The sequence below is a fragment of the Tenacibaculum sediminilitoris genome (assembly GCF_964513795.1).
Classification (GTDB): domain Bacteria; phylum Bacteroidota; class Bacteroidia; order Flavobacteriales; family Flavobacteriaceae; genus Polaribacter; species Polaribacter sediminilitoris.
The window spans coordinates 116,062-142,986 of the sequence record NZ_CAZEQR010000044.1 but is presented as its reverse complement, the minus strand read 5'-3'; the positions used below and the strand labels follow the sequence as shown (position 1 = coordinate 142,986).

General features: G+C 31.0%; 24 protein-coding genes. 11 read left to right on the top strand and 13 right to left on the bottom strand.

Features of this window, described 5'->3' with window-relative positions; translation table 11 throughout:
• Positions 1-70 precede the first annotated feature (70 nt).
• The gene (locus ACKTSW_RS10280) at positions 71-970 is read left to right on the top strand and encodes a TIGR01777 family oxidoreductase (protein ID WP_408025170.1); all 900 of its coding nucleotides are present in this window, start codon (positions 71-73) and stop codon (positions 968-970) included.
• The gene (locus tag ACKTSW_RS10275) at positions 954-1,631 is read left to right on the top strand and encodes a GNAT family N-acetyltransferase (protein WP_408025169.1); all 678 of its coding nucleotides are present in this window, start codon (positions 954-956) and stop codon (positions 1,629-1,631) included. Before ACKTSW_RS10280 ends, ACKTSW_RS10275 begins: the two co-directional genes overlap by 17 nt.
• Before the next feature lie 48 nt (positions 1,632-1,679).
• Here ACKTSW_RS10275 and ACKTSW_RS10270 read toward each other — a convergent pair whose 3' ends face one another.
• Both ACKTSW_RS10270 and ACKTSW_RS10265 read right to left on the bottom strand, forming a co-directional pair.
• Positions 1,680-2,420: a DUF6263 family protein gene (locus tag ACKTSW_RS10270; protein WP_408025168.1), complete on the bottom strand. Its 741-nt coding sequence runs from the start codon at positions 2,418-2,420 to the stop codon at positions 1,680-1,682.
• Positions 2,421-2,489: 69 nt separating this feature from the next.
• On the bottom strand, positions 2,490-3,809 hold the full coding sequence (locus tag ACKTSW_RS10265) for a dihydrolipoamide acetyltransferase family protein (protein ID WP_408025167.1): 1,320 nt from the start codon (positions 3,807-3,809) through the stop codon (positions 2,490-2,492).
• 246 nt (positions 3,810-4,055) lie between these two features.
• Between ACKTSW_RS10265 and ACKTSW_RS10260 the strand changes: the two genes are divergently transcribed.
• Positions 4,056-6,695: a DEAD/DEAH box helicase family protein gene (locus tag ACKTSW_RS10260; protein WP_408025166.1), complete on the top strand. Its 2,640-nt coding sequence runs from the start codon at positions 4,056-4,058 to the stop codon at positions 6,693-6,695.
• An 8-nt stretch (positions 6,696-6,703) separates the two neighbouring features.
• On the opposite strand, the gene hemF is transcribed toward ACKTSW_RS10260, so the two are convergent.
• From hemF to hemA, 10 genes are all read right to left on the bottom strand, one after another.
• On the bottom strand, positions 6,704-7,606 hold the full coding sequence (gene hemF / locus ACKTSW_RS10255) for an oxygen-dependent coproporphyrinogen oxidase (RefSeq protein ID WP_408025165.1): 903 nt from the start codon (positions 7,604-7,606) through the stop codon (positions 6,704-6,706).
• Between the two features lie 27 nt (positions 7,607-7,633).
• Positions 7,634-8,380, bottom strand: a complete 747-nt coding sequence (locus ACKTSW_RS10250) for an EI24 domain-containing protein (protein ID WP_408025164.1) — start codon at positions 8,378-8,380, stop codon at positions 7,634-7,636.
• 73 nt (positions 8,381-8,453) lie between these two features.
• Entirely contained in the window at positions 8,454-9,056 is a 603-nt protein-coding gene (locus ACKTSW_RS10245) for a TlpA family protein disulfide reductase (protein ID WP_408025163.1), read from the bottom strand.
• Between the two features lie 20 nt (positions 9,057-9,076).
• Positions 9,077-10,108 carry a uroporphyrinogen decarboxylase gene (hemE, locus tag ACKTSW_RS10240; protein ID WP_408025162.1) on the bottom strand — a complete coding sequence of 344 codons (1,032 nt, stop codon included), beginning with the start codon at positions 10,106-10,108 and terminating at the stop codon, positions 9,077-9,079.
• Positions 10,105-10,575, bottom strand: a complete 471-nt coding sequence (locus ACKTSW_RS10235; protein ID WP_408025161.1) for a protease complex subunit PrcB family protein — start codon at positions 10,573-10,575, stop codon at positions 10,105-10,107. Before ACKTSW_RS10235 ends, hemE begins: the two co-directional genes overlap by 4 nt.
• Before the next feature lie 12 nt (positions 10,576-10,587).
• A complete protein-coding gene (hemL, locus tag ACKTSW_RS10230) occupies positions 10,588-11,877 on the bottom strand; it encodes a glutamate-1-semialdehyde 2,1-aminomutase (RefSeq protein WP_408025160.1) in 1,290 nt (429 codons plus the stop codon).
• Between the two features lie 82 nt (positions 11,878-11,959).
• The gene (hemB, locus tag ACKTSW_RS10225) at positions 11,960-12,925 is read right to left on the bottom strand and encodes a porphobilinogen synthase (RefSeq protein WP_408025159.1); all 966 of its coding nucleotides are present in this window, start codon (positions 12,923-12,925) and stop codon (positions 11,960-11,962) included.
• 100 nt (positions 12,926-13,025) lie between these two features.
• Positions 13,026-13,628, bottom strand: coding sequence for a hypothetical protein (locus ACKTSW_RS10220; protein WP_408025158.1), 603 nt, complete (start codon positions 13,626-13,628; stop codon positions 13,026-13,028).
• 14 nt (positions 13,629-13,642) lie between these two features.
• On the bottom strand, positions 13,643-15,229 hold the full coding sequence (hemC, locus tag ACKTSW_RS10215) for a hydroxymethylbilane synthase (protein WP_408025157.1): 1,587 nt from the start codon (positions 15,227-15,229) through the stop codon (positions 13,643-13,645).
• Positions 15,213-16,484 carry a glutamyl-tRNA reductase gene (gene hemA / locus ACKTSW_RS10210; RefSeq protein WP_408025208.1) on the bottom strand — a complete coding sequence of 424 codons (1,272 nt, stop codon included), beginning with the start codon at positions 16,482-16,484 and terminating at the stop codon, positions 15,213-15,215. The genes hemC and hemA overlap by 17 nt, the downstream gene beginning before the upstream one ends.
• Before the next feature lie 211 nt (positions 16,485-16,695).
• Here hemA and ACKTSW_RS10205 point away from each other — a divergent pair, with 211 nt between their 5' ends.
• The 4 genes from ACKTSW_RS10205 (at position 16,696) to ACKTSW_RS10190 (ending at position 19,960) form a co-directional block, all read left to right on the top strand.
• Positions 16,696-17,580, top strand: coding sequence for a helix-turn-helix transcriptional regulator (locus tag ACKTSW_RS10205; protein ID WP_408025156.1), 885 nt, complete (start codon positions 16,696-16,698; stop codon positions 17,578-17,580).
• Between the two features lie 14 nt (positions 17,581-17,594).
• The gene (locus ACKTSW_RS10200) at positions 17,595-18,119 is read left to right on the top strand and encodes a TrmH family RNA methyltransferase (protein ID WP_408025155.1); all 525 of its coding nucleotides are present in this window, start codon (positions 17,595-17,597) and stop codon (positions 18,117-18,119) included.
• Between the two features lie 50 nt (positions 18,120-18,169).
• Positions 18,170-19,207: a ferrochelatase gene (hemH, locus tag ACKTSW_RS10195; RefSeq protein ID WP_408025154.1), complete on the top strand. Its 1,038-nt coding sequence runs from the start codon at positions 18,170-18,172 to the stop codon at positions 19,205-19,207.
• A gap of 162 nt (positions 19,208-19,369) precedes the next feature.
• On the top strand, positions 19,370-19,960 hold the full coding sequence (locus ACKTSW_RS10190; protein WP_408025153.1) for a CopD family protein: 591 nt from the start codon (positions 19,370-19,372) through the stop codon (positions 19,958-19,960).
• Between the two features lie 136 nt (positions 19,961-20,096).
• On the opposite strand, the gene recR is transcribed toward ACKTSW_RS10190, so the two are convergent.
• The gene (gene recR, locus ACKTSW_RS10185) at positions 20,097-20,714 is read right to left on the bottom strand and encodes a recombination mediator RecR (protein WP_408025152.1); all 618 of its coding nucleotides are present in this window, start codon (positions 20,712-20,714) and stop codon (positions 20,097-20,099) included.
• 71 nt (positions 20,715-20,785) lie between these two features.
• Between recR and ACKTSW_RS10180 the strand changes: the two genes are divergently transcribed.
• The 4 genes from ACKTSW_RS10180 (at position 20,786) to ACKTSW_RS10165 (ending at position 26,916) form a co-directional block, all read left to right on the top strand.
• Positions 20,786-22,246: an aminoacyl-histidine dipeptidase gene (locus ACKTSW_RS10180; protein ID WP_408025151.1), complete on the top strand. Its 1,461-nt coding sequence runs from the start codon at positions 20,786-20,788 to the stop codon at positions 22,244-22,246.
• Between the two features lie 93 nt (positions 22,247-22,339).
• Positions 22,340-23,029: a hypothetical protein gene (locus tag ACKTSW_RS10175; protein WP_408025150.1), complete on the top strand. Its 690-nt coding sequence runs from the start codon at positions 22,340-22,342 to the stop codon at positions 23,027-23,029.
• Positions 23,030-23,031: 2 nt separating this feature from the next.
• A complete protein-coding gene (locus ACKTSW_RS10170; RefSeq protein ID WP_408025149.1) occupies positions 23,032-25,737 on the top strand; it encodes a TonB-dependent receptor in 2,706 nt (901 codons plus the stop codon).
• Between the two features lie 3 nt (positions 25,738-25,740).
• Positions 25,741-26,916, top strand: a complete 1,176-nt coding sequence (locus tag ACKTSW_RS10165; protein WP_408025148.1) for a DUF4249 domain-containing protein — start codon at positions 25,741-25,743, stop codon at positions 26,914-26,916.
• Positions 26,917-26,925 lie beyond the last annotated feature (9 nt).

The window sequence follows — 26,925 nt, the reverse complement described above, 5'->3', positions numbered from 1 at the left end:
TTTTTATTTTTAAAAAAAACGCTATCAATCTTTTTCTTTCATTAGAAATGAATGTTTATTTTTGAATATTATGGCTACAGTATTAATAACAGGCGGAAAGGGTTTAATCGGAAAAGCGTTAACTAAAAAGTTAACTAATAAAGAACATGTAGTAAATATTCTTACTAGAAATCCTAAAAAGAACAATGAGTTTCTTTGGAATGTGAAAGAAAACTTTGTAGATAAAGATGCTTTTTATAATGTGAGCCACGTAATTCATTTAGCTGGAGCTGGTATTGCTGATAAACGTTGGACAAACGAACGAAAAAAAGAACTAATTAATAGTCGTGTAAAAACTGCTAACTTAATTTTTAATAAAGTACAAGAGTTTGAAATACCTCTAAAAGGTTTTATTTCTGCATCTGGTATTGGTTATTACGGAGCTATTACTTCAGATAAAATTTTCACAGAAGACGACAACAACCCTGAAAATGATTTTATCTCAAAAAATTGTGTAGAATGGGAAAATGCTGCTCATCAATTCGAACTATTAAACATTCCTGTTTCTATTTTACGAACCGGTGTTGTACTTTCTAAAAACGGGGGAGCTTTGAAAAAAATGAATACACCTGCATTTTTAGCTGCCTTAGGAAGTGGTAAACAATACATGCCTTGGATTCATATTGATGATTTATGTGAACTTTATGTAAAAGCCGTAGAGGATAAAAGCTTTACTGGAATTTTCAATGCTGTTGCTCCTGAACATCAAACTAATGAGAGCTTTACAAAGTTACTAGGAAAGGTTATTCATAAACCTGTGTTACCTATGAGTACTCCTTCTTTTATTTTAAAAATAGCTTTAGGAGAAATGGCCTATATTTTACTAAAAGGAAGTAAAGTTTCTTATAAGAAAACTGCCAATATGCACAACTTTTTTTTTCCTGATTTAAAAACAGCTTTAACAAATATTTATAGTGGAAAACAAACTTAAAAACCCCGTTTGGTATTCATTATGTGAAACCCATCATAAATTTCTTCTAAACTATGATGAAGTAAAGTTTTATGACCCTTCTATTTGTCCATTTGGAGCTTTTACCAATACTTCAAAAACAGTAGAAGCTTTAAATGAATATTCTAAGTTAACAGATAAATTCTTTTTAGTTTCCGAAAATAAAATTCCTACTTATGATAAAGATAAAATACGCCTAGATAAGAAAATTGATGGTTGTCAAATGGTATTGGAAAACCTAACAGATTTTGATATTACTGAAGAAGTTATACCTTTAACTGAAAACCATATTGATCAAATTTATAATCTAGTTTGGTTGGTAATGCCTGGTTATTATAGAAAAAGAACTTTTGATATGGGAAAGTATTTCGGTATTTTCAAGGATAATAAACTTGTTGCTGTTACCGGACAACGTATGCAAACTGATGATTTTATAGAGGTTAGTGCTGTAGTTACTCATCCTGAATATACTAGAAAAGGATTTGCTAAGCAGCTTTCTCAACACGTTACCAAAGAAATTTTAAACGATGGAAAACACCCTATTTTGCACACTAATAAAGGAAATCATGCCATCCAACTTTATGAAAAGTTAGGTTATCGGTATACAAGGGATATGAACTGGTGGTATTTTCATAAAAAATAAAAGCTCAGAATAAATTCTAAGCTTTTTAAATCAAATATATTTTTTACTCTATTCTTTAGTAAGTGTAACCGTTATATTAGTTATTGCATCTTGTCCTTGAATCTTCATTGTCATATTAATTTTTGATTCTAAAGGCATACCTGAATCTCTGTCTATATCCATAGATCCTGTGATATCACCATCTGCAGCTCCTGTAATTTTACCTAAAATATCTATTAAAACATTTTTAGAAGAGATGGATTTTACTTTATAAGTAAAACTAAAACTCATTGCTCCATCATTTTTAGTTTTTGTCCAAGTATCACCTACTGCTACTGCTTCTTTAGGGTAAATTACACTACTAGATTGTTTTGTAAAATCTTTTGCTTCTTGAATATTACTAGGCTCAACCTTCGTTTCTAAAATGTTTCCTAAGTTATCTCCTTTAGTCATAATTGTAGCTGATAACATAGGCTGCATTCTTGACTTCATCATTTTCCCTGTTTCATCTAACTCTTCATCTTTTTTAGATGAGTCATATGACACATTCACACCTCCTTGTTTCATATCCATTACCATTTTGGTAATTTTAGCACTACTTTCATACGTGTCATCTGAAACTCCTGTTATATCATATTTCATTTGAATATGCATGTTGTTTGTCATTACACCAACACCTATTACTTGAGCCATTTTCATGTCCATAGTGTACTTTTGACCTTTTTCATAGTTTAAACGTAGTAATACTTTTTTTTGTGCTGTACTAACCATTGTTACACCTAAAAAAAGTGCTATTAAAATTTTTTTCATTTTTTTTATTTCTATTAGTAATTTAAAGTAGCCGCTAATGTAGGTAAAAATTAAAAGGCTTTATTTATTTTAAAAATCTTGATTTACGTCCCAAGATTCTAAAATTTCTTTTAATGTTTTAATAAACATACCTCCTAACGCTCCATTTACCACTCTGTGATCGTAAGAATGAGAAACAATCATTTTGTGACGGATTCCTATAAAATCTCCTTCTGGAGTTTCAATAACCGCTGGCTTTTTAACAATAGCTCCTAAAGCTAAAATTGCTACTTGAGGTTGATTGATTATTGGTGTACCTGTAATACTTCCAAAACTACCAACATTCGTTACCGTATAAGTTCCACCTTGAATTTCGTCTGGTTTTAACTTATTAGCACGAGCTCTACCTGCTAAATCGTTTACTTGTTTGGTAATACCAACTAAATTTAACATATCAGCATTTTTAATTACTGGTACAATTAAATTTCCATCAGGTAACGCTGCTGCCATTCCTAAGTTTACATTTCCTCTTTTAATGATTTTATCACCATCAACAGAAATATTTATCATAGGATGTTTCTTTATTGTAGAAGCTATTGCTTGCATAAATATTGGTGTAAATGTTAACTTCTCTCCTTCTCTTTGTTGGAAAGCATTTTTAACTTTATTTCTCCAATTAACAATATTAGTTACATCAATTTCAATAAACGACTGTACGTGCGCTGATGTTTGAATAGAGTCAACCATATGTTTAGAGATTAATTTCCCCATACGGCTCATTTCTATAATTTCATCTTGACCACTTAATGAAACTGGCGCTGGTGCAGGTTGAGGTACCGATTTCTTTTCTGTTGGAGTTGGTGTCGCAACTTTAGGTTGATCTCCTTTGTTTTCTAAATATGATAAAATATCATTTTTAGTTACTCTACCTTCTTTACCTGTTCCTTTTATAGTTTCTAACTCTTCTACAGATATTCCTTCTGTTTGAGCAATACTCTTTACTAATGGTGAGTAAAAACGATCGCTTGATGAAGTATCAATCGTAGTAGTCACAGTTTCTTTAGCTACTTCAACTGTTTTTTCTACTGCTGCAACAGTTTCTGGTTGAACCTCTTCTTTCTTAGGTGCATTTGTTGTTACTCCTTCTTCTCCTTCTTCTCCTTCTTCTCCTTCTATTTCTATAATTGCAATCGTTTCACCTACTTGCACAACAGTATCTTTTTCAAATAAGATTTCAACTAAGGTTCCTTCAACTTCACTAGGTACTTCACTATCTACTTTGTCTGTAGCTACTTCAACAACGGTGTCATCTATATCAATAGTTTCTCCAACTTCTTTTACCCAAGAAGTTATTGTTGCTTCTGCAACACTTTCGCCCATTTTAGGCAACTTCAATTCGTATCTAGCCATAGTGTATAATTTTAAACGCTTGCGAAGTTACTAAAAATCAACGATTTTTTTATGATTTTCTCCGTTAAATATTTTAGTACTCTTCTTCATCTATTAAATTATTCTCAATTCAACTCTAAAAAATCATAAATACATTATTGTTATCTCTGTAAAAAACAAATATTATTACGAATAACCTAATATTAAATTAAACTTTTGTTTGTTAACTCAAAATTCTATTTTTGAACTCTTTAACCTAATTAAAAATTGTTGAACGAAGCTATTACCAAATTTAACTTCTTATTTGACTGGAGACCTTATCAAGCAAAAGTGCTTCAAAATTTTTCAGTTCATATACAGGATGATCATTTTCATATAGTTGCGCCACCTGGTTCTGGAAAAACAATTTTAGGAATAGAAATTATTAAAAAAATAGGTAAAAAAACATTAATTCTAGCTCCCACTTTAACCATTAGAAATCAGTGGGAAGATCGTTTGCAAAATTTTTTTACTACCGATTGTAATTTCAAGCAGATTTCATTTGATATTAAACAACCTTCTGATATTACTTTTTCTACATATCAGGCTTTACACAGTTTTTATAAATCTTTTAACACTAAGGAAGCCTATTATAATTTCTTTAAAAAACATCAAATAGAGGTTTTATTATTAGATGAAGCTCATCATTTGAAAAATGCTTGGTGGGAATGTTTGTATGACTTGAAAGAGCAACACATACAAACTGTTGTTGCTTTAACCGCTACTCCACCATACGATAGTGAAAACTCAGAGATTCAAAAGTATTTTAAACTTTGTGGAGAAATTGACGACGAAATTGTGGTTCCCGATTTAGTAAAAGAACATAATCTTTGTCCGCATCAAGATTTAGTTTTTCTATCTAAACTAGAAGATCAAGAAATTAATTTCATTACCGATTTCCGATTAAAAATTGCTCAGTTTGTTACTGATATTTTAAAAGATAAAGAGTTTATTTCTTTTCTAAAGCAGCATAGATTTTATGCGAAAACAGAAGAAAACTTAGAAGAACTCTACAAATATTCTGATTTCTTTTCTTCTTTATTAATCTCCTTACACCAAGCAGGAGAAGCTATTCCTTTTGAAAAGCTACATGTATTAGGCTTTGAAGAAAATGAAAAAATTGAATTCCCTTCAATTACTAATGAATGGATTCAAATTTTATTTCAACACTTATTAGTGGTTGACCGTGAAAACCTTATTGAACATGAAACTTATCTTCATATTTTAGAAAAAAGGCTTCGTAAACTAGCTGTTTTTAGCAAAAAGAAAGTCAATTTAGTAGGAAATGAGCTACTGTATAAATCACTCAGTAATAGTCCAAGTAAATTAAAAAGCATTACCACAATTGTTCAACAAGAACAACAAAACTTAGAAGACGATTTACGTTGTGTTATTTTATCGGATTATATTAGGAAAGAATATTTAAATGCTACTTTACCTGAAATAAAAGAGATAAAAAAACTAGGGGTTATTCCTATTTTTCATCACGTTAGAACAACTACTAAAAACAAAAATAGTTTAGCTGTTCTTACAGGTAATTTGGTAATTATTCATAGTAGTAATATTGCTAAACTGGGTTTAATTGATGCTATTGACAACTACAATTATACTGCTTTAAAATCAGATACCGAGTTTGTAATTCTCTCTAGTAAAAATTCATCGAAACATACTATTGTTGAAGCTATTACTCAGCTTTTTGAACTCGGACATATCAAAATTTTAGTGGGTACAAAATCGTTATTAGGTGAAGGTTGGGACGCTCCATCCATCAACAGCTTAATTTTAGCTTCTGTTATTGGCTCTTTTGTTACTTCAAATCAAATGCGTGGTCGTGCAATTAGAGTAGATAATAAAAACCCTGATAAAGTAGGCTTGATTTGGCATTTGGCTTGTATTGATACTTTGGATGAGTTTGGAGGACGAGATTTTGAAATTCTTGCTCGTCGTTTTAATGCTTTTTTAGGTATTTCTAATAATGAAAAAGCTATTATTTCCAACGGAATTAGTCGTTTACAACTTCCTGATAATTTTATTGATGAAGATATTCAACAACAAAATAAAAAGACTTTAGAATTTTCTAAAAACAGGGATTTAATCGCTCAACGATGGACAAATGCTATTAGTAAAGGAAAAGGGGTTATTAAAGAGCTTACTTTTTATAATGAAAAGAATGAGCAATTTCCAAAGCAAAAAAAATTATACTATCAAGATATTGTAAAGTATACAGTGGGCGAAATTATTATTGGTTTGTCTTTTTTTATTCCTAAGTTTATCATTAAAAACTTTAATGTTTTATTACAAAAAGGTGTTGTTTACTTTCTACTTGCATTATCATCTGCTTTAGGATTGACATTTGGTTACAAAATTTATAAGTCTACTCAATTATACTTGTACTTCGGATTGATTCATAGGAAAATAGATAAAATGGCAGCTGTAATTTTGGAATCGCTCAATCGGTTGAATCACTTAACGACACCTATAAACCAAATACAAATTAAAACTGAATTATTAGCCGAAGGAAATGTTTCTTGTACCATTCAAGGAGCAAACAGGTATGAAAGCACATTATTCATAAAGGCTTTGGATGAGTTATTACAACCTATCGATACCCCTAAATATTTACTGATAAAAACTAATTGGTTCCGTAGAAAATTAAAATTAAATAACTTCTTTCCTGTTCCAGAAATTTTTGGTGTCCGTAAAAAAGAATGTGAAGTGCTTCAATCTTGCTGGAATAAACATCTTGGTAAATCTAAATTAGTATACACACGAACTATTAACGGTAGAAAACTACTATTAAAAGCGCGTCTTTTCCATATTCATAACGTGAATAATGAACTTACTAAGAAAAATGTTGTTTGGAAATAAGTTTGAGACTACACCCAATTTGTAGGTTTTGCTAAAACTTCTAACAATTTTGCTTCTTCTGATCCTTCTGCTGGATGATGATTATATTTCCATTGTACTGTTGGTGGTAAACTCATTAAAATACTTTCTATACGTCCGTTAGTTTTTAATCCAAATAACGTTCCTTTATCATGTACTAAATTAAACTCGACATAACGACCTCTACGTACTTCTTGCCAATCTTTATGTTCTTGAGTGTAGGCTATGTCTTTTCTTCTTTCAACAATAGGTAGATAGGAGTTTAAAAAACTATTTCCTACTTCGGTCACGAAATCATATCGATCTTGCATTGAGAACTCTTTCGTTTCTTTTAAATAATCGAAGAACAAACCTCCTAAACCACGCGCTTCGTTTCTATGTGCATTCCAAAAATAATTATCACAGGTTTCTTTGAACTTTAGATAAAAATCTAGGTGATGCTTATCACAAGCTTTCTTACATACTGTATGAAAATGTACTGCATCTTCTTCAAATAAGTAATAGGGAGTTAAATCTTGTCCGCCACCAAACCATTGGGTAACAATGTTTCCTTCATCGTCATACATTTCAAAATAACGCCAGTTAGCATGCACTGTTGGTACAAACGGATTCTTTGGGTGAATTACTAAACTTAATCCACAAGCGAAGAAGTCTCCACTTTCTACCCCAAATTGCTTTCTCAACGCTTCTGGTAACTCTCCAAAAACTTTAGATATATTTACGCCTCCTTTTTCGAAAATATTTCCATTTTCAATTACACGAGTTCTACCTCCTCCTCCTTCAACACGCTCCCATAAGTCTTCTTGAAACTTAGCTTTACCATCTATAGCTTCTAATTTAGATGTTATGGTATCTTGTAATTCTTGAATGTATGCGTAAAATTGTTCTTTCATGTTGATTAAATTGAAGTGCAAAAATACTTATTCTGGTATTTTTTTTTGTTGAATTTTCTTAATAGTTTCTGTAGTCGCTGCGGTAACAGATAATGGTAATACGAGAATTACTCCGATTACAGGAATTAATAAAAAAAGCATGAAAACAATTCCATTTCCTATCGCTAATCCTTTATTTTCTTTTACAAAACGGATACTTTCTCTATATTTAAAATGACGTTCTAAGGTATAATCCATATTACCAAAACCTGCGTAATATGCTTGCATTAAAAACAGTAATACAGTTGAAAAAATACCAATTACGGGAATGAAGCCTAATAGCAAAATAGGAATTGTTAATAACAGTTCTCTAGTTAAATTTCTAAGGTTTATTCGTATCCCTCTAATTAATTGTTCTTGAAAAGATGTTATTCTATGTGTATGGTCTTCTCCTCTAAGATGATCTTCAATTTTTTCTGAAACAGGACTCATAAAAGGTGCAGATAAAGCCATTACAATATGTTTATACAATACCAAACCTATTACCACAATAAGTAATCCGCTTATAAAAGTACTGATTACCTCAAAGGTTTGTTTTCCAAACTCCCATTTCCAAAAATTAGCAACATAATGACCAATATTATCGGAAAATGTATACGCCATAAAGCCTACAAGTGTTGCTGTTAATAGACTTATAAATATTGGAATAATAAAATATTTCCATAGTTTTAATTTTGAAATCATTCCAAAAGATCCAAAATAGGCCTGAACTCCTTTTACTATGTTTTGTATCATATTTTTTTGTGTAAAAATAAAAAACCTCTTTCAATAAAGAAAGAGGTTACGAGTACTATTGTTTCAAATATTTTTATTTTAAAATTGGTGCTAAAAAATCTTCAAAATTCTTTGTATTGATCTCATTTACTTTATCCCAACCTACTTCTTTAGTTGGTGTTGCAGCCCCTCTTTTTACATTTAAAAATTGTTTATCTTTACTAATCAAATAAGCTGTTGGATAATCTAGTTTATGTACAAAACCACTAATATCTAGGTATCCTTTTTTTACTTTATCAATCTCTCTTGCGGGAACTAATTTAATTCTCTTATCTAATTTTTCAGCCATTCTTTTTACTTTAGCTTCTTTGTCCCAAAAAATCATAATAAACTCTAATTGATTATTATACTTTTCAACCATCTTATTTAAAGCTGGTACATCTCCCCAACAAGGAGCCGACCAAGTGGCATTCGCAAGAAGCACTATTGGCTTTTTAACTTTGTCTGTACTTACCGTTTCACTACTCATAGTAGTAAAGTTATAATTTAATAAATAAGAGCCTTTAATACAATTATCTATCAAACCACCTGTACTTTCTTCTACACAATTATTTACTGCGAAATTGTAATACGTTTTATTCTGCGCGAAAGTAACAGTTGTCAAAAAACACATCAAAACAAAAAATAATCTATTCATTTTTAATTATTTAAAGGGGGTTATCTATCTGCTTTATACTCCTTAACCGCATCTATAAATGCTTTAGCATTTTCTAACGGAATGTTGGGTAAAATTCCATGCCCCAAGTTAACAATATATTTGTCTTTACCAAACTCATTAATCATTTGGTGTACCATCTTTTTTATTTCAGCTGGTGGAGAGAACAATCGAGAAGGGTCAAAATTACCTTGCAAAGTAATATTTCCTCCTGTTAAATAGCGTGCATTTCTAGCTGAACATGTCCAATCTACTCCTAAAGCTGATGCATTTGATTGTGCCATTTCATGTAAGGCAAACCAACATCCTTTACCAAAAGCGATAACTGGTGCATCATCTTTTAATGCTTCTATTATTTGATTGATGTATTGCCACGAAAACTCTTGATAGTCGGTTGGAGATAACATTCCTCCCCAAGAATCAAAAACCTGTACAGCGTTTACACCTGCTTTTACCTTTTCTTTTAAATAAGCAATTGTGGTATCTGTTATCTTCTGAAGCAATTCGTGTGCCAAAACTGGTTTTGTAAAACAAAATTCTTTTGCTTTGTCGAAATTTTTAGAACCTTGACCTTGTACTACGTAGCATAAAATTGTCCACGGAGACCCTGCAAAACCTATTAAAGGTATTTCATCATTTAGTTTTTCTTTGGTTGCTTTAATAGCTTCCATCACATAGCCTAATTCTTCATTTACATCTGGTACAATTACACTCTCTAATCCTTTTTTATCTCTTACAGGATTCGGTAGGTAAGGTCCAAAGTTAGGTTTCATTTCCACTTCAATATTCATTGCTTGTGGAATTACTAAAATATCTGAAAACAATATGGCAGCATCCATTCCATACCTACGAATGGGTTGTACTGTAATTTCTGAAGCTAATTCTGGAGTTCTACAACGGGTAAAGAAATCGTACTTTTTACGAATTTCCATAAATTCAGGCAAATATCTTCCTGCTTGACGCATCATCCATACTGGTGGTCGATCAACTGTTTCTCCTTTTAACGCTTTTAAAAATAAATCGTTTTTTATCATTTTGATTTTTCTACAAAGATTATCTCTTTGTTTGTTTTTTTTATTTTAACTATGTTTATTGGTTGGGTTATTACCATAATGACCATATCTGTTGGTTTTGGTCCAATTCTTTCTACAATAACATTTATTTTTTCCTTTTCCTCTTCAAGTTCAGCAACCTTAATTCCAAATCCTCCTGTAGTTTTTACTTCTTCAATAGCAATTAAAACCATATCTGTTGAAAAGTTTACGGAAGGTTCAAATTTTGATGAAACTTTATTTATTCTATTTATTTTGTTTAAAAACTCTTTCCATTCTTTTTCTGAAGAAATTATAAAGTTTTCTTTTTTTAAACCTTCTTCTCCTGCTCCTAATAAGTTTCCTTCAAATAAATGTACTATTTCTTTTGTTTCTTGATTATCATTCATGTTTTTATTTGGACATGAAGTTAGCAATAAACCACATAAGATACTAAATATAATCTTCATACAATATTTCTTTTACATTTTTGAAACTGCTTCCATGGCTTTATCAATTGCCTTTGCAACTTTTTGAATATTTTTTTCTGTTAAAGACGATGATAAAAACCAAGCTTCAAACTGACTTGGTGGTAGAAAAACACCATTCTTAATCATTTCCCAAAAGAAGGTTGCAAACTTTTTCGTGTCAGAAGTTTGTGCTTCTTTAAAATTGGTGACTGTAATATCTGTAAAAAATGGATTAATCATAGATCCAAATCTATTTACTGTGATTGCTACGTCATATTTTTTTGCTGATTCTAACAAGAAAACTTCAATAATTTGTGCTATCTCATTAAATTTATCATATGGATTTTGCTTTTTTAACTCTGTTAAGGTAGCTATTCCTCCTGCCATAGCTATTGGGTTTCCACTCAAAGTTCCTGCCTGATACATTCCTCCTAATGGTGCAACCATTCCCATAATTTCGTTACGAGCTCCATACGCTCCAACAGGAAAGCCTCCCCCAATTACTTTTCCTAAACAAGTAATATCTGCTTCTACCTCAAATAATTCTTGTGCTCCTCCAAATTTAGAGCGGAAACCTGTCATTACCTCATCAACAATTAACAAAGCTCCTTTAGATTCTAAATATTCTTTTAATTCTTTTAAGAAATTATTTTGAGGAGTAACTACTCCCATGTTTCCTGCTACAGGTTCTAAAATAACCCCAGCAATATCATCATGTGCCTCAAAATGTGCTTTTACACTTTCTAAATCGTTGTAATTTGCTATCAACGTGTTTTTTACTGCTCCCTCAGGAACGCCTTTACTTCCGGGTAAACTCAACGTAGCTAAACCAGAACCTGCTGCTACTAACAACGCATCTTGATGCCCATGATAACAACCAGCAAACTTTATAATTTTGTCTTTACCTGTGTATGCTCTTGCCAAACGGATTCCGCTTAATACAGCTTCTGTACCAGAATTTACAAAGCGTACTTTGTCCATTCCTGGGAACGCATCACAAACAATCTTTGCTAATTTAATTTCATTTTTTGTTGATGCTCCAAAAGAATACCCATTTTTTAAGGCTTTCGTAATCGCTTTTTGTACTTTTTTATGACGATGTCCTAAAATCATCGGACCGTAAGACAACACTAAATCGACATAAGAGTTGTTATCTACATCCGTAATTTTACTTCCTTTAGCTTTTTTTATAAATAAAGGATTCCCTCCTACAGATGCGAACGCACGTACTGGTGAATTTACCGCTCCTACTAAGTTTACTAAGCCTTTGTTATATAATTCTTGTGATTTTTTGTATTTCATGTTTTATATTTACTGTCATTGCGAACAAAGTGAAACAATCTTTTACATTTAGATTACTTCGTCATTCTTCCTCGTAATGACGTTAATTTTTTAATAATACCTTAGCCGCTTCTTTAGCAAAATAGGTTATGATAATGTCTGCTCCTGCTCTTTTCATAGACAGTAAGCTTTCCATCATTACTTTTTCACCATCAATCCATCCTTTTTCAGCAGCTGCTTTTACCATTGAATATTCCCCACTCACATTATAGCAAGCAATAGGTCTATCAAAATTGTTTTTTAAATCTCTAATGATGTCCAAATATGATAAGGCTGGTTTTACCATTAAAATATCTGCTCCCTCTTCATCATCAAAAGTTGCTTCACGTAATCCTTCATCTCTATTAGAAGGATCCATTTGATAGGTTCTTCTATCTCCAAATGACGGTGCTGAATCTACGGCTTCTCTAAAAGGTCCATAAAATCCTGACGCATATTTTACAGAATATCCCATAATTGGTAAGTTCGCAAAACCTGTATTGTCTAACGATTCACGCATCATAGCTATAGTACCGTCCATCATTCCTGATGGTGCTACCATATCTGCCCCTGCTTTTGCATGCGAAACTGTTTGTTTTGCCAAGTTTACTAGAGTTGCATCGTTATCTACATCATTATCATGTATTACTCCGCAATGACCATGTGAAGTGTATTCACAAAAACATACATCAGTAATTACATATAAGCTTGGGTAATTCTTTTTAATGAATCGGATAGCTTGTTGCATGATTCCGTTGTCATTCCAAGTTTCGGTACCTTCATCATCTTTTTTAGAGGGAATTCCGAATAGCAAAACTGCTGGAATTTTTAGTGCAACAACTTCGTCTAATTCTTTGGAAATAGTATCTAATGAATAACGCTTAATTCCTGGCATTGAAGGAATTTCAGTTTCAATACCTGTTCCTTCTTCAATAAATAAAGGGTATATAAAATCATCTACCGATAATTTGTTTTCTCTTACCAATCGACGGATGTTTTCTGTTTTTCTTAATCTGCGTGTTCTAAACATGGTTATGATATGCTTTTGGCTGTTGGCTTTTAGCTCTAGGCTTAAAAAATAAATATTGTTTAAAGATTATACTACTTATAGAGTTTTTACAGTTTGTTTTTTATCCTTTTATGTGCGCAATCGTCTTCTCTACTTCTTTTACTAGTAATTTTTCCATATTAAGATTATCTCCTACAACTAAGGTTAAACTACCTACTACATCAATAACTTTAGTTTCATAATTCAACTCCATCATTTTATTAGTTATCAAATTTTGAAAACTTGCAAGATTTTGTATTTTATTGTAGATTTTTGAAATTTCTTGAACAACATTTATATCCATATTTTGTAGTATTCCACTCATTTTTGCTACTTCAAAAGCTGTAGTATCATATTCAGGAAAATTTACCCCCGTCCATCCTTTTATAGTGACAAACTTGAAATGTTTATTTCCAAGGTATCTCTCAAATTTAATTTCTTCAGGGGTTTTTGCTAACGTACTATCTAGGTTTATTTTTATTTTTTGATGATAGCTTACAGATTTTAAGAGTTTTTCCTTATTATCTTCAAGTTCACTTAAAATATTTTGAATTACTTTTTCTTTGTCGGAATTCAACTGCTTATTATTTTCCCATTCATTAACATAAATTCCAAGAAAAACACCAAATGCTACCACTAAAAACTCTGTAACATACTTTTTTATTTTTTTCTTTAGCTTACTCATTAACCCTTGTTAATTTATTCTTTCACAAAGTGAAGGTTTACCAATTCTAGTACACTCTCTACTGTTGGCATCTTTGCTATTTGTACTTCTTTAAAATGTTTCTTAGCTTCATTAGCAGTAGTATCACCAATACAAAAGGCTATTTTATCCGCAGTATTTTTTTCCATATAACTTTCAACTGTTGACGGACTGTAAAATAACACTCCATTTACTTTTTCATCAACTTTTGATGGACTATACATTGTTTTATAAGCTTCTACTTCATTAACAGCAATCCCGTTTGCTTTTAAAAGTATTGGAAGTGTGTCTAAACGTAAGTCACTACAGAAATACGTTACTTCTTGACCTTTTAATTCTTTTGATAAGTAGTCAGACAGTCTTTTCGCATTTCTTTCTGAATGTGTTACTTTTCCTATGCGTTGCTCGATTAACTTTTTTGTTCTTCTACCAACGCAATAAATATTTTTGAATTGTAATTCATCTGAAGTGAATGAATTTAAAATTGCTTCTACACCATTTTTACTAGTGATAATTACATTTTCAATTTCTTTCTTAATTACTTTAGGTGCAATTCTATTAAAACGGATTTTTATAAAATCGCTATCATTCACACTCATGTGTGTTGGTAATAATTTTTTCTGTGCTTCTGATAGTTTTTTAGTCGAATAGATTGAAAACTCTTTTTCAATTCCTTCGTCTTCCATCATAATTAGTTTTCCACCTTTATCAATCACATAATTAGCACAATCTTTTGCTACATACTTATGTTTACCAACTTTTACTTTTTTACTAACTTCAATCTTTTTCTTACCATCTCTACTTAATAAAATTCCTTTAAAATTAAGTTCCTCTTCCTTTTCATTTATAAAAGCTAAAGCCCCAATTGGCGCTGTGCAACCACCTTCTAAACGGTTTAAGAACTCACGTTCTATACTTGTACAGGTTTCTGTGTCTTTATCGTTTAACTCAGCACAAATTTCTTTGATTTCTTCGTCCTTTTCTAACGCTGTAATCATTATAGCTCCTTGAGCTGGTGCAGGAATCATCCAAGTTAAATTTACCGCTCCTTGAGGTCGTAAGCCTACTCTTTCTAAACCAGCTGCTGCAAAAATAGCTCCGTTCCAATCGTTATCTTCTAACTTTTGTAAACGTGTGTTTACATTACCTCGTAGACCTTCTACTGTATGAGTTGGATAGCGGTTTAACCACTGTGCTTTTCTTCGTAAACTACCTGTAGCTATTACACCGTTGGGTTGTGACATAAACTCTTCGTTGTCTTTTAACAACAAAATGTCGTTGTAATTGGCACGCTTTAAAACTGCTGCTTGAATTATATTTTCTGGTAATACTGTAGGAACATCTTTCATAGAATGTACCGCAATATCAATATCACCATTTAGCATAGCAATATCTAAATTTTTAGTAAAAATTCCTGTAATCCCTAGTTCGTAAAGGGGTTTATCTAAAACTAAATCACCCGTTGCTTTAACGGGGATTAATTGAGTTTGATGACCTAATTCTTCTAAAAGTTTTTGAACTTTTTTTGCTTGCCACATAGCCAATTGGCTATCACGTGTACCTATTCTAATTATCTTCTGCATGGGTGGATTCTAAATTTGCTCCGAACACTTTAGTTATTACTTCGATACTTGTATTTACTGAAGTTTCTTCGTCTTTTAAGTGTTTAACAAATTGTGTGGTTATTTTTTGTATAAATCTTGATGTTAGTATTTCTGCTTGTTCTTCATCAAAATTTTTAATTTTCTTCTTATGAAAAGCTATTTCGCCTTGCTGAATGGTTTGTAATGATTCTTTTAAAGCGGTAATTGCTGGAGTAAACCTTCTGTGGTTTAACCATTCTTGAAATTCTTGATTATGAGTTTCAATAATCGCTTCGGCTATTGGTATTTCTTGCTGACGTATCGCTAATGTTTCATCGGTTATTTTTGAAAGATCATCAACATTTATCATTGTGACATTCTCTAGGTCTGTAACTTCTTTTGATACATTGGCTGGCATTGATAAATCTAAAATCAACAATTCTTTATCTACCGGAACATGTTCTTTTGTAATCGTGGGAAAACTAGCACCTGTAGAAACAATTAACACATCACTTTTGTGAACTTCTTCTTCTAAATTTGCATACGACGCTTTTCTAATAGAACTATGGTCTTTTACAAACGCTGAAGTTTTTTCTTCAGTTCTATTAATTAAGCTTACCGATTTATTTTGTGTATATTCTGCTAAGTTTTTACAGGTGTGTTTACCCATTTTACCTAAACCGAACACTAAAATATTTTTCGAGTTATAATCTGGTAAATTATTGATTAAGTACTGAACGGCGGCATATGACACTGAAGTTGTTCCAGAGCTCAACTTTGTTTCATTCTTAACTCGCTTGCTTGCTTGCATTACATGGTTTAATAAACGCTCAAAGTATGCATTTGTAGTTCCTACTTCTTTAGCCTGTTTAAATGCCTGACGTAACTGTCCAACTATTTCGTAGTCTCCTAAAATTTGGCTATCCAACCCTGTCCCCATTCTAAACAAATGGTTAATGGCTTCTTTATTTTTATATACATTTGATACGTTGGCAAATTCTTCTACAGAACCATTTGAATATTTACACAACATACTTATTAACTGAAAAGGGTGTTCTGCGAAACCACATATTTCAGTTCTATTACAAGTAGACAATACAAAAATTCCGTCTACTCCTTTTTGTTTTGCTTCTTCTAAAAGTTGCTTTTGATTTTCTTTAGAAATACTAAATTTCCCCCTAATCGCAGCATCAGCTTTTTTATAACTAACGCCTATGTTGTATAAATTACTATGATGTTTATTTTCTACTGTCATTGAGTCTTCTTCAAAAAAGTCGGTCAAAAATATAAATATTGAACAAAAAAAAGTATCGCTAAAAGAACTTTTAATGTCGCTATTCGCTTTTTCACTCAAAAACACCTCAAAAACTTACGCAAAAGTGTATTTTTGCAGTAAAACAGACTAGGAGAAACATTTTATTTTAGAATCGTTCTAAATAGCAAGCTTTATAAAAACCACTGAATCCATGTCAAAAAACATCGCAGAAAGTACATTTAGAGAAATTCCTATAGAACAGGGTTTTTTTGCACTAAAATTTCAGAATAATTCTGACGAAACAGCATTTTTCAAAAGAGATATTGACAACTCTTACATACAACTACACTACTGTGTTAAAGGTAATTGCAAGTTTCACTTCAACAATAATAGTTACACATTTAATGTTTTAGACAAACATTCAATTTTCTTATACAACCCACAACAAGACTTACCTATTAACTTAGAAATCTTACCAAAAACCTCTTTAGTGTCTGTGTTAATTTCTATAGAAAAATTTCATGCTTTCTTTTCTAAAGAGGCTAGTTATATTCCTTTTTTAAGCGAGAATAATAAAAACAAGAAGTATTACGACAATGCAGAAATAAATGCTAATGTTTTATTGGTACTCCAACAAATTTTAACCGCAAAAAATCAAAGTTCTATGCGCGACCTTTACATAAAAGGAAAAGCATATGAGTTGCTAAGTTTACATTTTGATAGTGGCGAAAACACCAATGAAGAGTATTGTCCTTTCTTAGTTGATGACCGAGAAGTTTTAAAGATTAGAAAAGCAAAAGATATAATTATATCTAGAATGAGTGAACCACCAAGTTTGCAAGATTTAGCGAATGAAGTTGGCCTAAACTTAAAAAAATTAAAAGAAGGTTTTAAGCAAATTTACGGTGATACTGTATATAGCTTCTTATTTGACTATAAAATGGATCATGCACGTAAACTATTAGAAAGCAATCAATACAATGTGAATGAAGTTGGTTTACAAGTAGGGTATAGCACTTCAAGTCACTTTATTGCTGCTTTTAAAAAGAAGTTTGGCACCACTCCTAAGCAATATGTAATGGGCTTACAACAATAAAAGAAATATAGAAGATGAAACAATTAACTCATTACGATATAGAAAATAATCAGCAAAATTTTCCTATCACTATTGTTTGTGATGCCATTCGTACTCCTGAAAATATAGGAATGTGTTTTCGAATTTCAGAAAGTTTTGGAGTATCAAAAATATATTTACACGAAAGTTCTCCTTCTATAGAGAATAGAATTGTAAAGAAAACTGCTCGAAATACTATTCAACAAATACCACATGATACCTACGGTAATTTTGAACAACTTATACATAAATTAAAAGAAGAAGGAAATACTATTATTGGAATTGAAATTACCGATGAAAGTATAAATATTAGCGATTACGATTTTACGCCTCATTCAAAAATTGTGTTACTTTTGGGTAGCGAAAGAAATGGCATAGAAAACGTTAACTTAGTAGATGCAACAGTAGCTATACCAATGTACGGACGAAACTCTAGCATGAATGTAATTCATAGCTTAGCTATTGCATTATATGAAACAACAAGCCAGTTAAAGAACATTATTACGAGTAATGTTGAATAACCGTTGTCGGTTTCTACACTTTACTCGTAAAGACTTAGAAAAGTAAATACATGAAAGGAGTTTTATTAGTTAATTTAGGGTCTCCTAAGAGTACAGACCCAAAAGATGTAAAAAAATACTTAGGAGAGTTTTTAATGGATGAACGTGTTATTGATGTTCCGTATTGGTTTCGTTCATTTTTAGTGAAAGGGATTATTTTAAACACACGTCCTAAAAAATCTGCTGCTGCTTATAAAAAAATATGGTGGGAAGAAGGTTCTCCTTTGATTGTATTATCTGAACGTTTACAAAATAAAGTACAAACTAAAACAGAGCTTCCTGTTTCTTTAGCGATGCGTTATGGAAATCCTTCTATTAAAAATGGATTACAAGAACTACATGATAAAGGTGTTACTGAAGTTTTATTAGTTCCGCTATATCCTCAGTTTGCTATGGCAACTACTGAGACTATTTTGGTATTAGCTGAAGAATTAAGAAAAGAGTTCTTCCCAAATATGAAAATTACAAGTGTACCTGCTTTTTACAACAAACCAGCATATATAAAAGCTTTATCTAATAGTATAAAAGATTATTTAGCTGATAAAGATTACGACCATATTTTATTTTCTTATCACGGAGTACCTGAACGTCATATAAGAAAATCAGATATAACAAAATCACACTGTAATCCTAAACCTGGAAACACAACCTGTTGTGACACTCCTTCTGAAGCACATAAGTTTTGTTACCGTCACCAATGTTACCAAACTACCAAAAATGTAATTACTGAGTTAGGTTTGGATGAAAACAACGTTTCTACTTCATTTCAATCGCGTTTAGGAGTAGATCCTTGGTTACAACCTTATACAGATAGAACAATTGTTAACAAAGCTGAAAAAGACGGTATTAAAAAACTAGCCATTGTAACTCCTGCTTTTGTTTCTGACTGTTTAGAAACTTTAGAAGAAATAGCAATGGAAGGGAAACATGAATTTTTAGAAGCAGGTGGTGAAGAATTCCATACAGTTCCTTGTATTAATGATAATGATGAATGGGTGGATGTTTTAACTGGATGGATTAAAGAGTTTCAGTTAACAGCAAACGATTAACAGATTGCCACGCTTTAGACTGTCTTGAGCGACAGTCGAAAGGCTTGCAACGACAACAAAAAGTGTCATTATAAAGAGTGATAATGACGTGATAATTTCATCCTGATTAGCAGTTAGCAAAATTAAAAACTTGTAACTTTACAACTTTCAAACATAAAACTCATGGACTTTTTATACGTAAAAGCATTACACATCATATTTGTAGTAACTTGGTTTGCAGGGTTATTTTACATAGGTCGCTTGTTTATTTACCATGTGGAAGCAGAAAAAAAAGATGAACCCGCCAAGTCTATATTACAAACCCAATACAAGCTAATGTCTAAACGTTTGTGGTACATAATTACCTGGCCTTCTTTATTTTTAGCAAGTTTTTTTGCTTTTTGGATGCTATATAAAAACCCTGTGTATTTAGAAATGCCGTGGATGCATGTAAAACTAGCTTTCGTATTGGCTCTTTATTTTTATCACGGATTTTGTCATAAGGTTTATTCAGAATTACAACGTGACGAGATTAAATACACACCTAATAAACTTCGAATGTTTAATGAAATTCCGACCGTAATTTTATTCGCAGCTGTATTTTTAGTGGTTTTAAAGAGTGCTATCAACTGGATTTGGGGTGTCGTTGGGATTATTCTATTTGGAGTATTATTGATGATTGGTATTCGTTATTATAAAAAAATAAGAGCTAAAAAATCGTGGGATAAATATGAACAGGAGTTGATTGAAAAGGATAAAAAAGAAGAAGTCTAGACTTCTTCTTTTTTTATTAACATATTTTAACACATACAAATGTAACAAAATCAGTTTTCAATCTTCTATATAGTATAAGATACAGTTAGGAGGAGTGGCTTTCATTTAGTTGGCCTTTCCTCTTTTCTTTTTTTTCTTACCCTTTTATCGATTGTTCAAAAGGTATTCTATTTACAATACTTCTTCCTAAAGTAACTTCATCTGCATATTCTAATTCATCTCCTACTGAGATTCCTCTGGCAATGGTTGATGTTGTAACTCCATATTTTTCTATCTGTTTGTAAATATAAAAGTTAGTGGTATCTCCTTCCATCGTAGAACTTAACGCAAAAATTAATTCTTTTACCTCTCCATTTTTTACTTTCTCTACTAAGGATCCTATTTGTAAGTTTTGAGGACCAATTCCTTCAATAGGAGAAATCTTTCCACCTAATACGTGGTACAAACCTCTGTATTGTGCCGTGTTTTCGATCGCCATCACATCACGAATATCTTCTACCACACATACAATTTCTCCATTTCGCTTCGGGTTACTACAAATATCGCACAACTCCGTATCTGAAATATTATGGCACTTTTCACACGATTTTACATCCTTACGTAAATGCGTTAAAGCCTCTACTAAATACTTCGTATTCTCTTTTGGTTGTTTCAACAAATACAGCACTAAACGAAGCGCCGTACGCTTACCAATTCCTGGTAATCGACTTACTTCATTTACTGCGTTTTCTAATAATTTCGACGAAAAATCCATACTGCAAATTTACAATTTTTCAATAAGGATTAAGTATCTTCGTTGCTTTAAAATTAAAACTTCAATTCACAATGAATTCAGAGATAAGAAACCTAGAACCCAAAGCTGTATGGAAAAATTTTGCCGACTTAAACGCTGTGCCTCGCCCTTCTAAAAAAGAAGAAAGAGTAATTCAGTTTATGGTAGATTTCGGTAAGAAACTAAATCTTGAAACCATGGTTGACAATGTAGGGAATGTTATTATTCGTAAACCTGCTTCAGCTGGAATGGAAGACAGAAAAACAGTAGTTATGCAAAGCCATTTAGATATGGTACATCAGAAAAATGCTGATACCGTTTTTGATTTTGATACTGAAGGAATTAAAATGTTTATAGATGGTGATTGGGTAAAAGCTGATGGAACTACCTTAGGAGCTGACAACGGTTTAGGAGTTGCTGCTATTATGGGAGTTTTAGAATCTACTGATATTGCTCACCCTGCTATTGAAGCTTTATTCACTATTGATGAAGAAACAGGCATGACTGGTGCTATGGGACTTGAAGGTGGAATATTAGAAGGTGAAATTTTATTGAACCTTGATACTGAAGAAGATGATGAAATAGGTATGGGATGTGCTGGTGGTGTAGATGTTACTGCTACTAGGAACTATAGTGAAGAAACCACTCCAGAAAACACTTTAGCTTATGAAATTTCTGTTACTGGTTTAAATGGAGGTCACTCTGGTATGGACATCATTAAAGGGTTAGGAAACGCTAACAAAATTATGAATCGCTTGTTATTTGACGGATTCACCAACTTCGGTTTACGAATTGCTGAAATTAACGGTGGTAGTTTACGTAATGCTATTCCTCGTGAAAGCTTTTCAACTGTAGTAATTGATACAGTTTCAAAAGAACCTTTCTTGTTTGAAATTCATGAACTTATTAACAATATTAAAGCTGAGTTTTTAACATTAGAACCAAACCTTAGTATTGAATTAAAAGAAGTTAAAACTCCTAAAACTGTGATGGAACTAGGGGTTCAAGAAGGTTTAATTAAAGCTGTTTATGCTGCTTTAAATGGTGTATACCGCATGAGCCCTGATATTAAAGGATTAGTAGAAACTTCAAACAACATCGCACGTATTATTGTAAAAAACGGAACTATTACAATTGGATGTTTAACTCGTTCTTCTTCTGAAACTAATAAATGGGATTTAGCAAACTCTTTACGTGGTGCTTTTGAATTAGCTGGTTTTGACGTAGAATTTTCGGGTTCTTACCCTGGTTGGTTACCAAACGTGAATTCTGAAATCTTAAAAACAGTTACCAAGTTATACGAAGAACTTCATAACGACAAACCACATGTAGCAGCATGTCACGCAGGATTGGAATGTGGTATTTTAGGTCAAAATTACCCTGAAATGGATATGGTTTCTTTTGGACCAAATATTAAAGGGGCTCACTCACCAGATGAACGCGCACAAATATCATCAACACAAAAATTCTGGAAGTTTTTATTAGAAATATTAAAGAACACTCCAAAAAAATAACAAAAAAGCAGCTTAAAGCTGCTTTTTTTATTTAAAAAAAATATTACCAGTAAAAAAGTTTACTTTTAAGTGTTTTTAATATGAAATGCTATTATGAAAAATAATATTGTTTTTTGTTTGATACTTGTTTTTAATTTAAAACTAAGTTCTCAAAATAATTTAATAATTAAGAATTTTGATAATCGAATTGGACTCCAAAACACTAATCTTAGTTATGGAAAGCTATTCGTAGAGGAGTTTAGAAAAATAGATGGTAATCATAATTATTTAAAATCTAGCAAATTTTTAAAAGGGGATATTACCTATCAAAATGAACTTTTTATAAATATAGATTTTAAATATAATTTAGTAGATGATAATTTAATCGTAAAAATTCCTGCTTCATCTAGATTTAACATTATAGTTTTAGAGAAAAAACACGTTTCTAAATTTAAAATTGAAAATGCTATTTTTATTAACACAAAAAAGTTTGGTTTTATTCAAGAACTAGAATCAACAAATACTATTTCCTTATATAAGAAATACAGAAAGATATCTCATAAAAAGATTAACCGTAACTTTACTCATTATAAGTTCAGCCAAAAAGAAAATCATATCATAAGTTTTGATAATAACTTTTATGAAATTGATTATCAAAAAAGTTTAATCAAAGTTTTTCCCTCTTTAAAAAACTTAATAAAAAAATTCTTTAATGAAAATAGATCCATTAGAAAAAGGTCACCTGATGATTTTTATAAAATGCTGGTATCTAAATTAAATAAGGAATTAAAAACCCGAGCTTAGTGATGAGAAAATTTATCACCTTATTATTTTTTTTTACTACAGTAAATTTAATCTCGCAAGAAAATGATATTTTGTTAACTCTAAATTTTGAAAATTTAACCAAGCAAGAAATTTTTCAGCAAATAGAGAATAAGAGTATTTATAAATTTTATTATTTAAACAAATGGTTTGACAATAAAACTGAATCTAAAAATTATATTAACAAACCTTTATCTAAAATACTAACAGACTTACTTCAAGATAGTGATCTAAATTACTTTATTACTGATGAGAAAAAGGTAATTCTAACCAAAGGCCTGTTAATAAGAAGGTCTATTTATGATGAAAACGTAAAACAAAGCTCTACTCCTGTTCTAGTTAAAAATAATACAACAGTTGATAAAATTATTGGTAAAGAAGTTAGAACTCCTAATGAATACTATACTTTAAGCGGGGTGATTAAAAGCGAAAAAAACAATAAACCTATTGAAGGAGTTACTATTTTTGAAAAAAATAAAAACATTTTTACTACTACAGATTCTAGGGGTAGATATTCGATTAATTTACCTTACGGAAAAAACAAAATTAAGACTTCTTTAAGTGGTTTTTCTTCAGAAGTTTATGACATTGTAATGTATGATGATGGCACACTCAATTTTAGTTTATTGGAAAAACTAGAAGAGCTAGACGAGATAATTGTTAAGGGAAGTAAAAGCAATAATTTAAGAGAAAACGTTACAGGTTTAACACTTATTAAAGCAAAAGATATAAAAACTATACCCCAAGTACTTGGTGAAAGAGATTTACTAAGAGCTGCTTTAACATTACCTGGAATAAAATCTGCAGGTGAAGGCGCTGAGGGTATTAATGTTAGAGGGGGAAAAGTAGATCAAAATTTATTTCTTCTCGATGGTGGAGTAATGTATAACCCAACCCACTTTTTAGGTCTTTTTTCTGCCATTAATCCTTTTACTACAGATGATTTAAAAATTTTCAAAGGAAATATCCCAACAGAATATGGAGGAAGATTATCTTCTGTTTTTGATATTACAACCAGTGATGCTAGTACAAAAAAGTTTAATGGTGAAGCTTCTATTGGCCCTGTTACAGGTAACATTAAAATAGAAACTCCAATAGTCAAAAATAAATCTGGATTATTAATTGGTGTAAGAAGTACTTATTCAGAGTGGGTTTTACAACAACTAAATAATAAAGAGTTAAAAAACAGTAAGGTTAACTTCTATGATGTAATAGCTAAATACAATCATAAATTTAATAAAAAAAATAAACTGAAAATTACTGGGTATTATAGTAGTGATAAGTTTCAAATTGCATCAGATTCTGTAAATAATTACAGAAATAAAATCATCTCTTTAAACTGGGAACATAAGTTTAATAAAAAAAATATTGGAAATTTAACTCTTAGTAATAGTAGTTATGACTTTGATATTTTATATGATGCCAATAACAACAGAGATTTTAATTTAAATTATAAAATAAACGAGTCAAACATTAAACTTAAATTTAATTACAAACATTCTAAAAAGCATGTTTTTGATTATGGTTTAGAAGCTAAACTTTACAATGTAAATCCTGGTAGGATAAAACCTGAAGATGAGAATTCCTCTGTTCCTTCTGTTAATATACCTAAAGAAAGAGGTTTAGAAAATGCCCTTTTTATTTCAGACAACGTCAATTTTTCTAAAAAATTATCGTTAAACCTTGGCTTACGGTTTTCACAATATCTTGGACTAGGAGCGCATGAACAACGAATTTACGAGTCTAACAAACCCAAAAACTCTTCTAATATAGTTGAAACAAATAATTACGACTCTAATGAAATATATAAAACTTACAATGGTTTTAGTTATAGAGTTGGCTCTAGATACTCTTTAACTGATGATTTATCAATTAAAGCCAGTATTAATAAATCCTTTCAATACATACATCGTTTGAGCAACAACACAACCGCATCTCCATTAGACACATGGAGGCTATCTGACTCAAACATTCTTCCTCAAGAAGGTTTACAGTTTTCTTTAGGTGTGTTAAAATATATAAATGATACAGATTATGAAGTAAGCTTAGAAACCTATTACAAACAATATAAAAACTTAATTGACTATAAAGTTGGCGCTAACTTACTTTTAAATGAAACCATTGAAACTGAAGTATTACAAGGTCCAGGGAAATCATATGGGCTTGAGTTTTTAATCAAAAAAAATCAAGGAAGTTTTAATGGTTGGTTAGGATATAGCTACTCTAGATCCTTAATAAAATTAGACAGTCAATTTGATGAAGAAAAAGTAAATAATGGAGAATACTTTCCTACCAATTACGATAAACCTCATAACTTAGATATTGTTTTTAATTACAAAATAACACAACGTTACAGTATTTCAAGTAACTTTAGCTATCAAACAGGAAGACCAGTTACATACCCCACTGGAAAGTACACGTATAACAATACAGAATACTTAACTTATAGTAATAGAAATGAATATAGAATTCCAGACTATTTTAGGTTAGACATTGGCTTAAATATAGAAGGGAATCATAAAATTAAAAAATTTGCTCATAGTTTCTGGAATATTTCAGTTTACAATGTATTAGGAAGAAACAATCCTTACTCTGTATATTTTGAAACTAAAAATGGTAATGTTACCAGCTATAAGAGCTCTGTTTTCTCTGTACCTATTCCTACAATAACGTATAACTTTAAATTTTAAATAATGAAATCATTAAAAATTGTATTATTTATTATTTCTTCGTTAATGCTATTAACAAGATGTATTGAACCTTTTGAGCCAGAAAATATAGATTTTGAAGACCTTTTAGTTATTGAAGCAAGAATCACAAATGAATATAAATTCCACAATATAAAACTCTCTAGAACCTATCAAATAGATACTTTAAGAAGTAATCCTGAAAAAGGAGCCAAAATTTTTATAACAGACAATCAAAATATAGTGTATAACTTTGAAGAGATAGAAGATGGTTTATATCAATCAATTACTGAGTTTTCTGTTAATCAAAACAAGTCTTATAGCTTAAAAATTGAGACTAACGATGGTAATTCATATTACTCTACAGAAGAGAGGTTACCTCCAATAATACCAATAGACAAAATAAATTATTCGGTTGAAATAAACAACCTAAATGAAGAAGAAGTTTCAATCCAAGTTAGTTCATACAACCCTAATGATAATGCGCATTTTTATTCTTATGAGTATGAAGAAACATATAAAATAATTACTCCTTTTTGGAGTCCATATAGGTTAGATGTAAGCAACCCTGCAGATCCTGTAATAGTCTTTAAAAACTATGATGACAAAGTGTGTTTTAAAACTCAATATTCGAATTCAATAAAACAAACAGAAACTAAATCATTGATAGAAGATAAGGTTGATAATTTTACAATAAGATCTATATCTACAACAGATTTTATACTATCGAATAGATACAGTATTCTTATAAAACAATATGTAAGAACAGAAAACTGCTACAATTATTTTGAAAAATTAAAAACTTTTTCTGAGTCTGAAAATATATTTACCGAAAATCAAATTGGTTTTTTCAATGGAAACATCAACTCTCTAAACAACAAAGAAAAAGTTATTGGTTTTTTTGAAATTTCAAGCGTAAGTGTTAAACGATTCTTTTTAAACAGAGAAGATATAAACGATAAACTTATTCCATTTATTGATAATTGTTCTACAATAACTCCATTAATTTATGACTCTTATTCTGGTACCTTTAACGTTGCCAATGCTATAAACAATGGATACGTTTTTTTTGATAAGGTTCCTAGAACAAGAGATAGCGGACCTTATGCTCTAGTTCCACAAATATGCGGAGACTGTAGAGTTTTAGGAAGTAATGTAAAACCTGATTTTTGGGTTGACTAACAAATTTAT

Excerpts from the sequence above, each read along its gene's own strand:
- ACKTSW_RS10280 (WP_408025170.1), top strand. The coding sequence starts at position 71 with ATGGCTACAGTATTAATAACAGGCGGAAAGGGTTTAATCGGAAAAGCG.
- ACKTSW_RS10270 (WP_408025168.1), bottom strand. The coding sequence starts at position 2,420 with ATGAAAAAAATTTTAATAGCACTTTTTTTAGGTGTAACAATGGTTAGT.
- ACKTSW_RS10265 (WP_408025167.1), bottom strand. The coding sequence starts at position 3,809 with ATGGCTAGATACGAATTGAAGTTGCCTAAAATGGGCGAAAGTGTTGCA.
- hemF (WP_408025165.1), bottom strand. The coding sequence starts at position 7,606 with ATGAAAGAACAATTTTACGCATACATTCAAGAATTACAAGATACCATA.
- ACKTSW_RS10250 (WP_408025164.1), bottom strand. The coding sequence starts at position 8,380 with ATGATACAAAACATAGTAAAAGGAGTTCAGGCCTATTTTGGATCTTTT.
- ACKTSW_RS10245 (WP_408025163.1), bottom strand. The coding sequence starts at position 9,056 with ATGAATAGATTATTTTTTGTTTTGATGTGTTTTTTGACAACTGTTACT.
- hemE (WP_408025162.1), bottom strand. The coding sequence starts at position 10,108 with ATGATAAAAAACGATTTATTTTTAAAAGCGTTAAAAGGAGAAACAGTT.
- ACKTSW_RS10235 (WP_408025161.1), bottom strand. The coding sequence starts at position 10,575 with ATGAAGATTATATTTAGTATCTTATGTGGTTTATTGCTAACTTCATGT.
- hemL (WP_408025160.1), bottom strand. The coding sequence starts at position 11,877 with ATGAAATACAAAAAATCACAAGAATTATATAACAAAGGCTTAGTAAAC.
- hemB (WP_408025159.1), bottom strand. The coding sequence starts at position 12,925 with ATGTTTAGAACACGCAGATTAAGAAAAACAGAAAACATCCGTCGATTG.
- ACKTSW_RS10220 (WP_408025158.1), bottom strand. The coding sequence starts at position 13,628 with ATGAGTAAGCTAAAGAAAAAAATAAAAAAGTATGTTACAGAGTTTTTA.
- hemC (WP_408025157.1), bottom strand. The coding sequence starts at position 15,229 with ATGCAGAAGATAATTAGAATAGGTACACGTGATAGCCAATTGGCTATG.
- hemA (WP_408025208.1), bottom strand. The coding sequence starts at position 16,484 with ATGACAGTAGAAAATAAACATCATAGTAATTTATACAACATAGGCGTT.
- ACKTSW_RS10205 (WP_408025156.1), top strand. The coding sequence starts at position 16,696 with ATGTCAAAAAACATCGCAGAAAGTACATTTAGAGAAATTCCTATAGAA.
- ACKTSW_RS10200 (WP_408025155.1), top strand. The coding sequence starts at position 17,595 with ATGAAACAATTAACTCATTACGATATAGAAAATAATCAGCAAAATTTT.
- hemH (WP_408025154.1), top strand. The coding sequence starts at position 18,170 with ATGAAAGGAGTTTTATTAGTTAATTTAGGGTCTCCTAAGAGTACAGAC.
- ACKTSW_RS10190 (WP_408025153.1), top strand. The coding sequence starts at position 19,370 with ATGGACTTTTTATACGTAAAAGCATTACACATCATATTTGTAGTAACT.
- recR (WP_408025152.1), bottom strand. The coding sequence starts at position 20,714 with ATGGATTTTTCGTCGAAATTATTAGAAAACGCAGTAAATGAAGTAAGT.
- ACKTSW_RS10180 (WP_408025151.1), top strand. The coding sequence starts at position 20,786 with ATGAATTCAGAGATAAGAAACCTAGAACCCAAAGCTGTATGGAAAAAT.
- ACKTSW_RS10175 (WP_408025150.1), top strand. The coding sequence starts at position 22,340 with ATGAAAAATAATATTGTTTTTTGTTTGATACTTGTTTTTAATTTAAAA.
- ACKTSW_RS10170 (WP_408025149.1), top strand. The coding sequence starts at position 23,032 with ATGAGAAAATTTATCACCTTATTATTTTTTTTTACTACAGTAAATTTA.
- ACKTSW_RS10165 (WP_408025148.1), top strand. The coding sequence starts at position 25,741 with ATGAAATCATTAAAAATTGTATTATTTATTATTTCTTCGTTAATGCTA.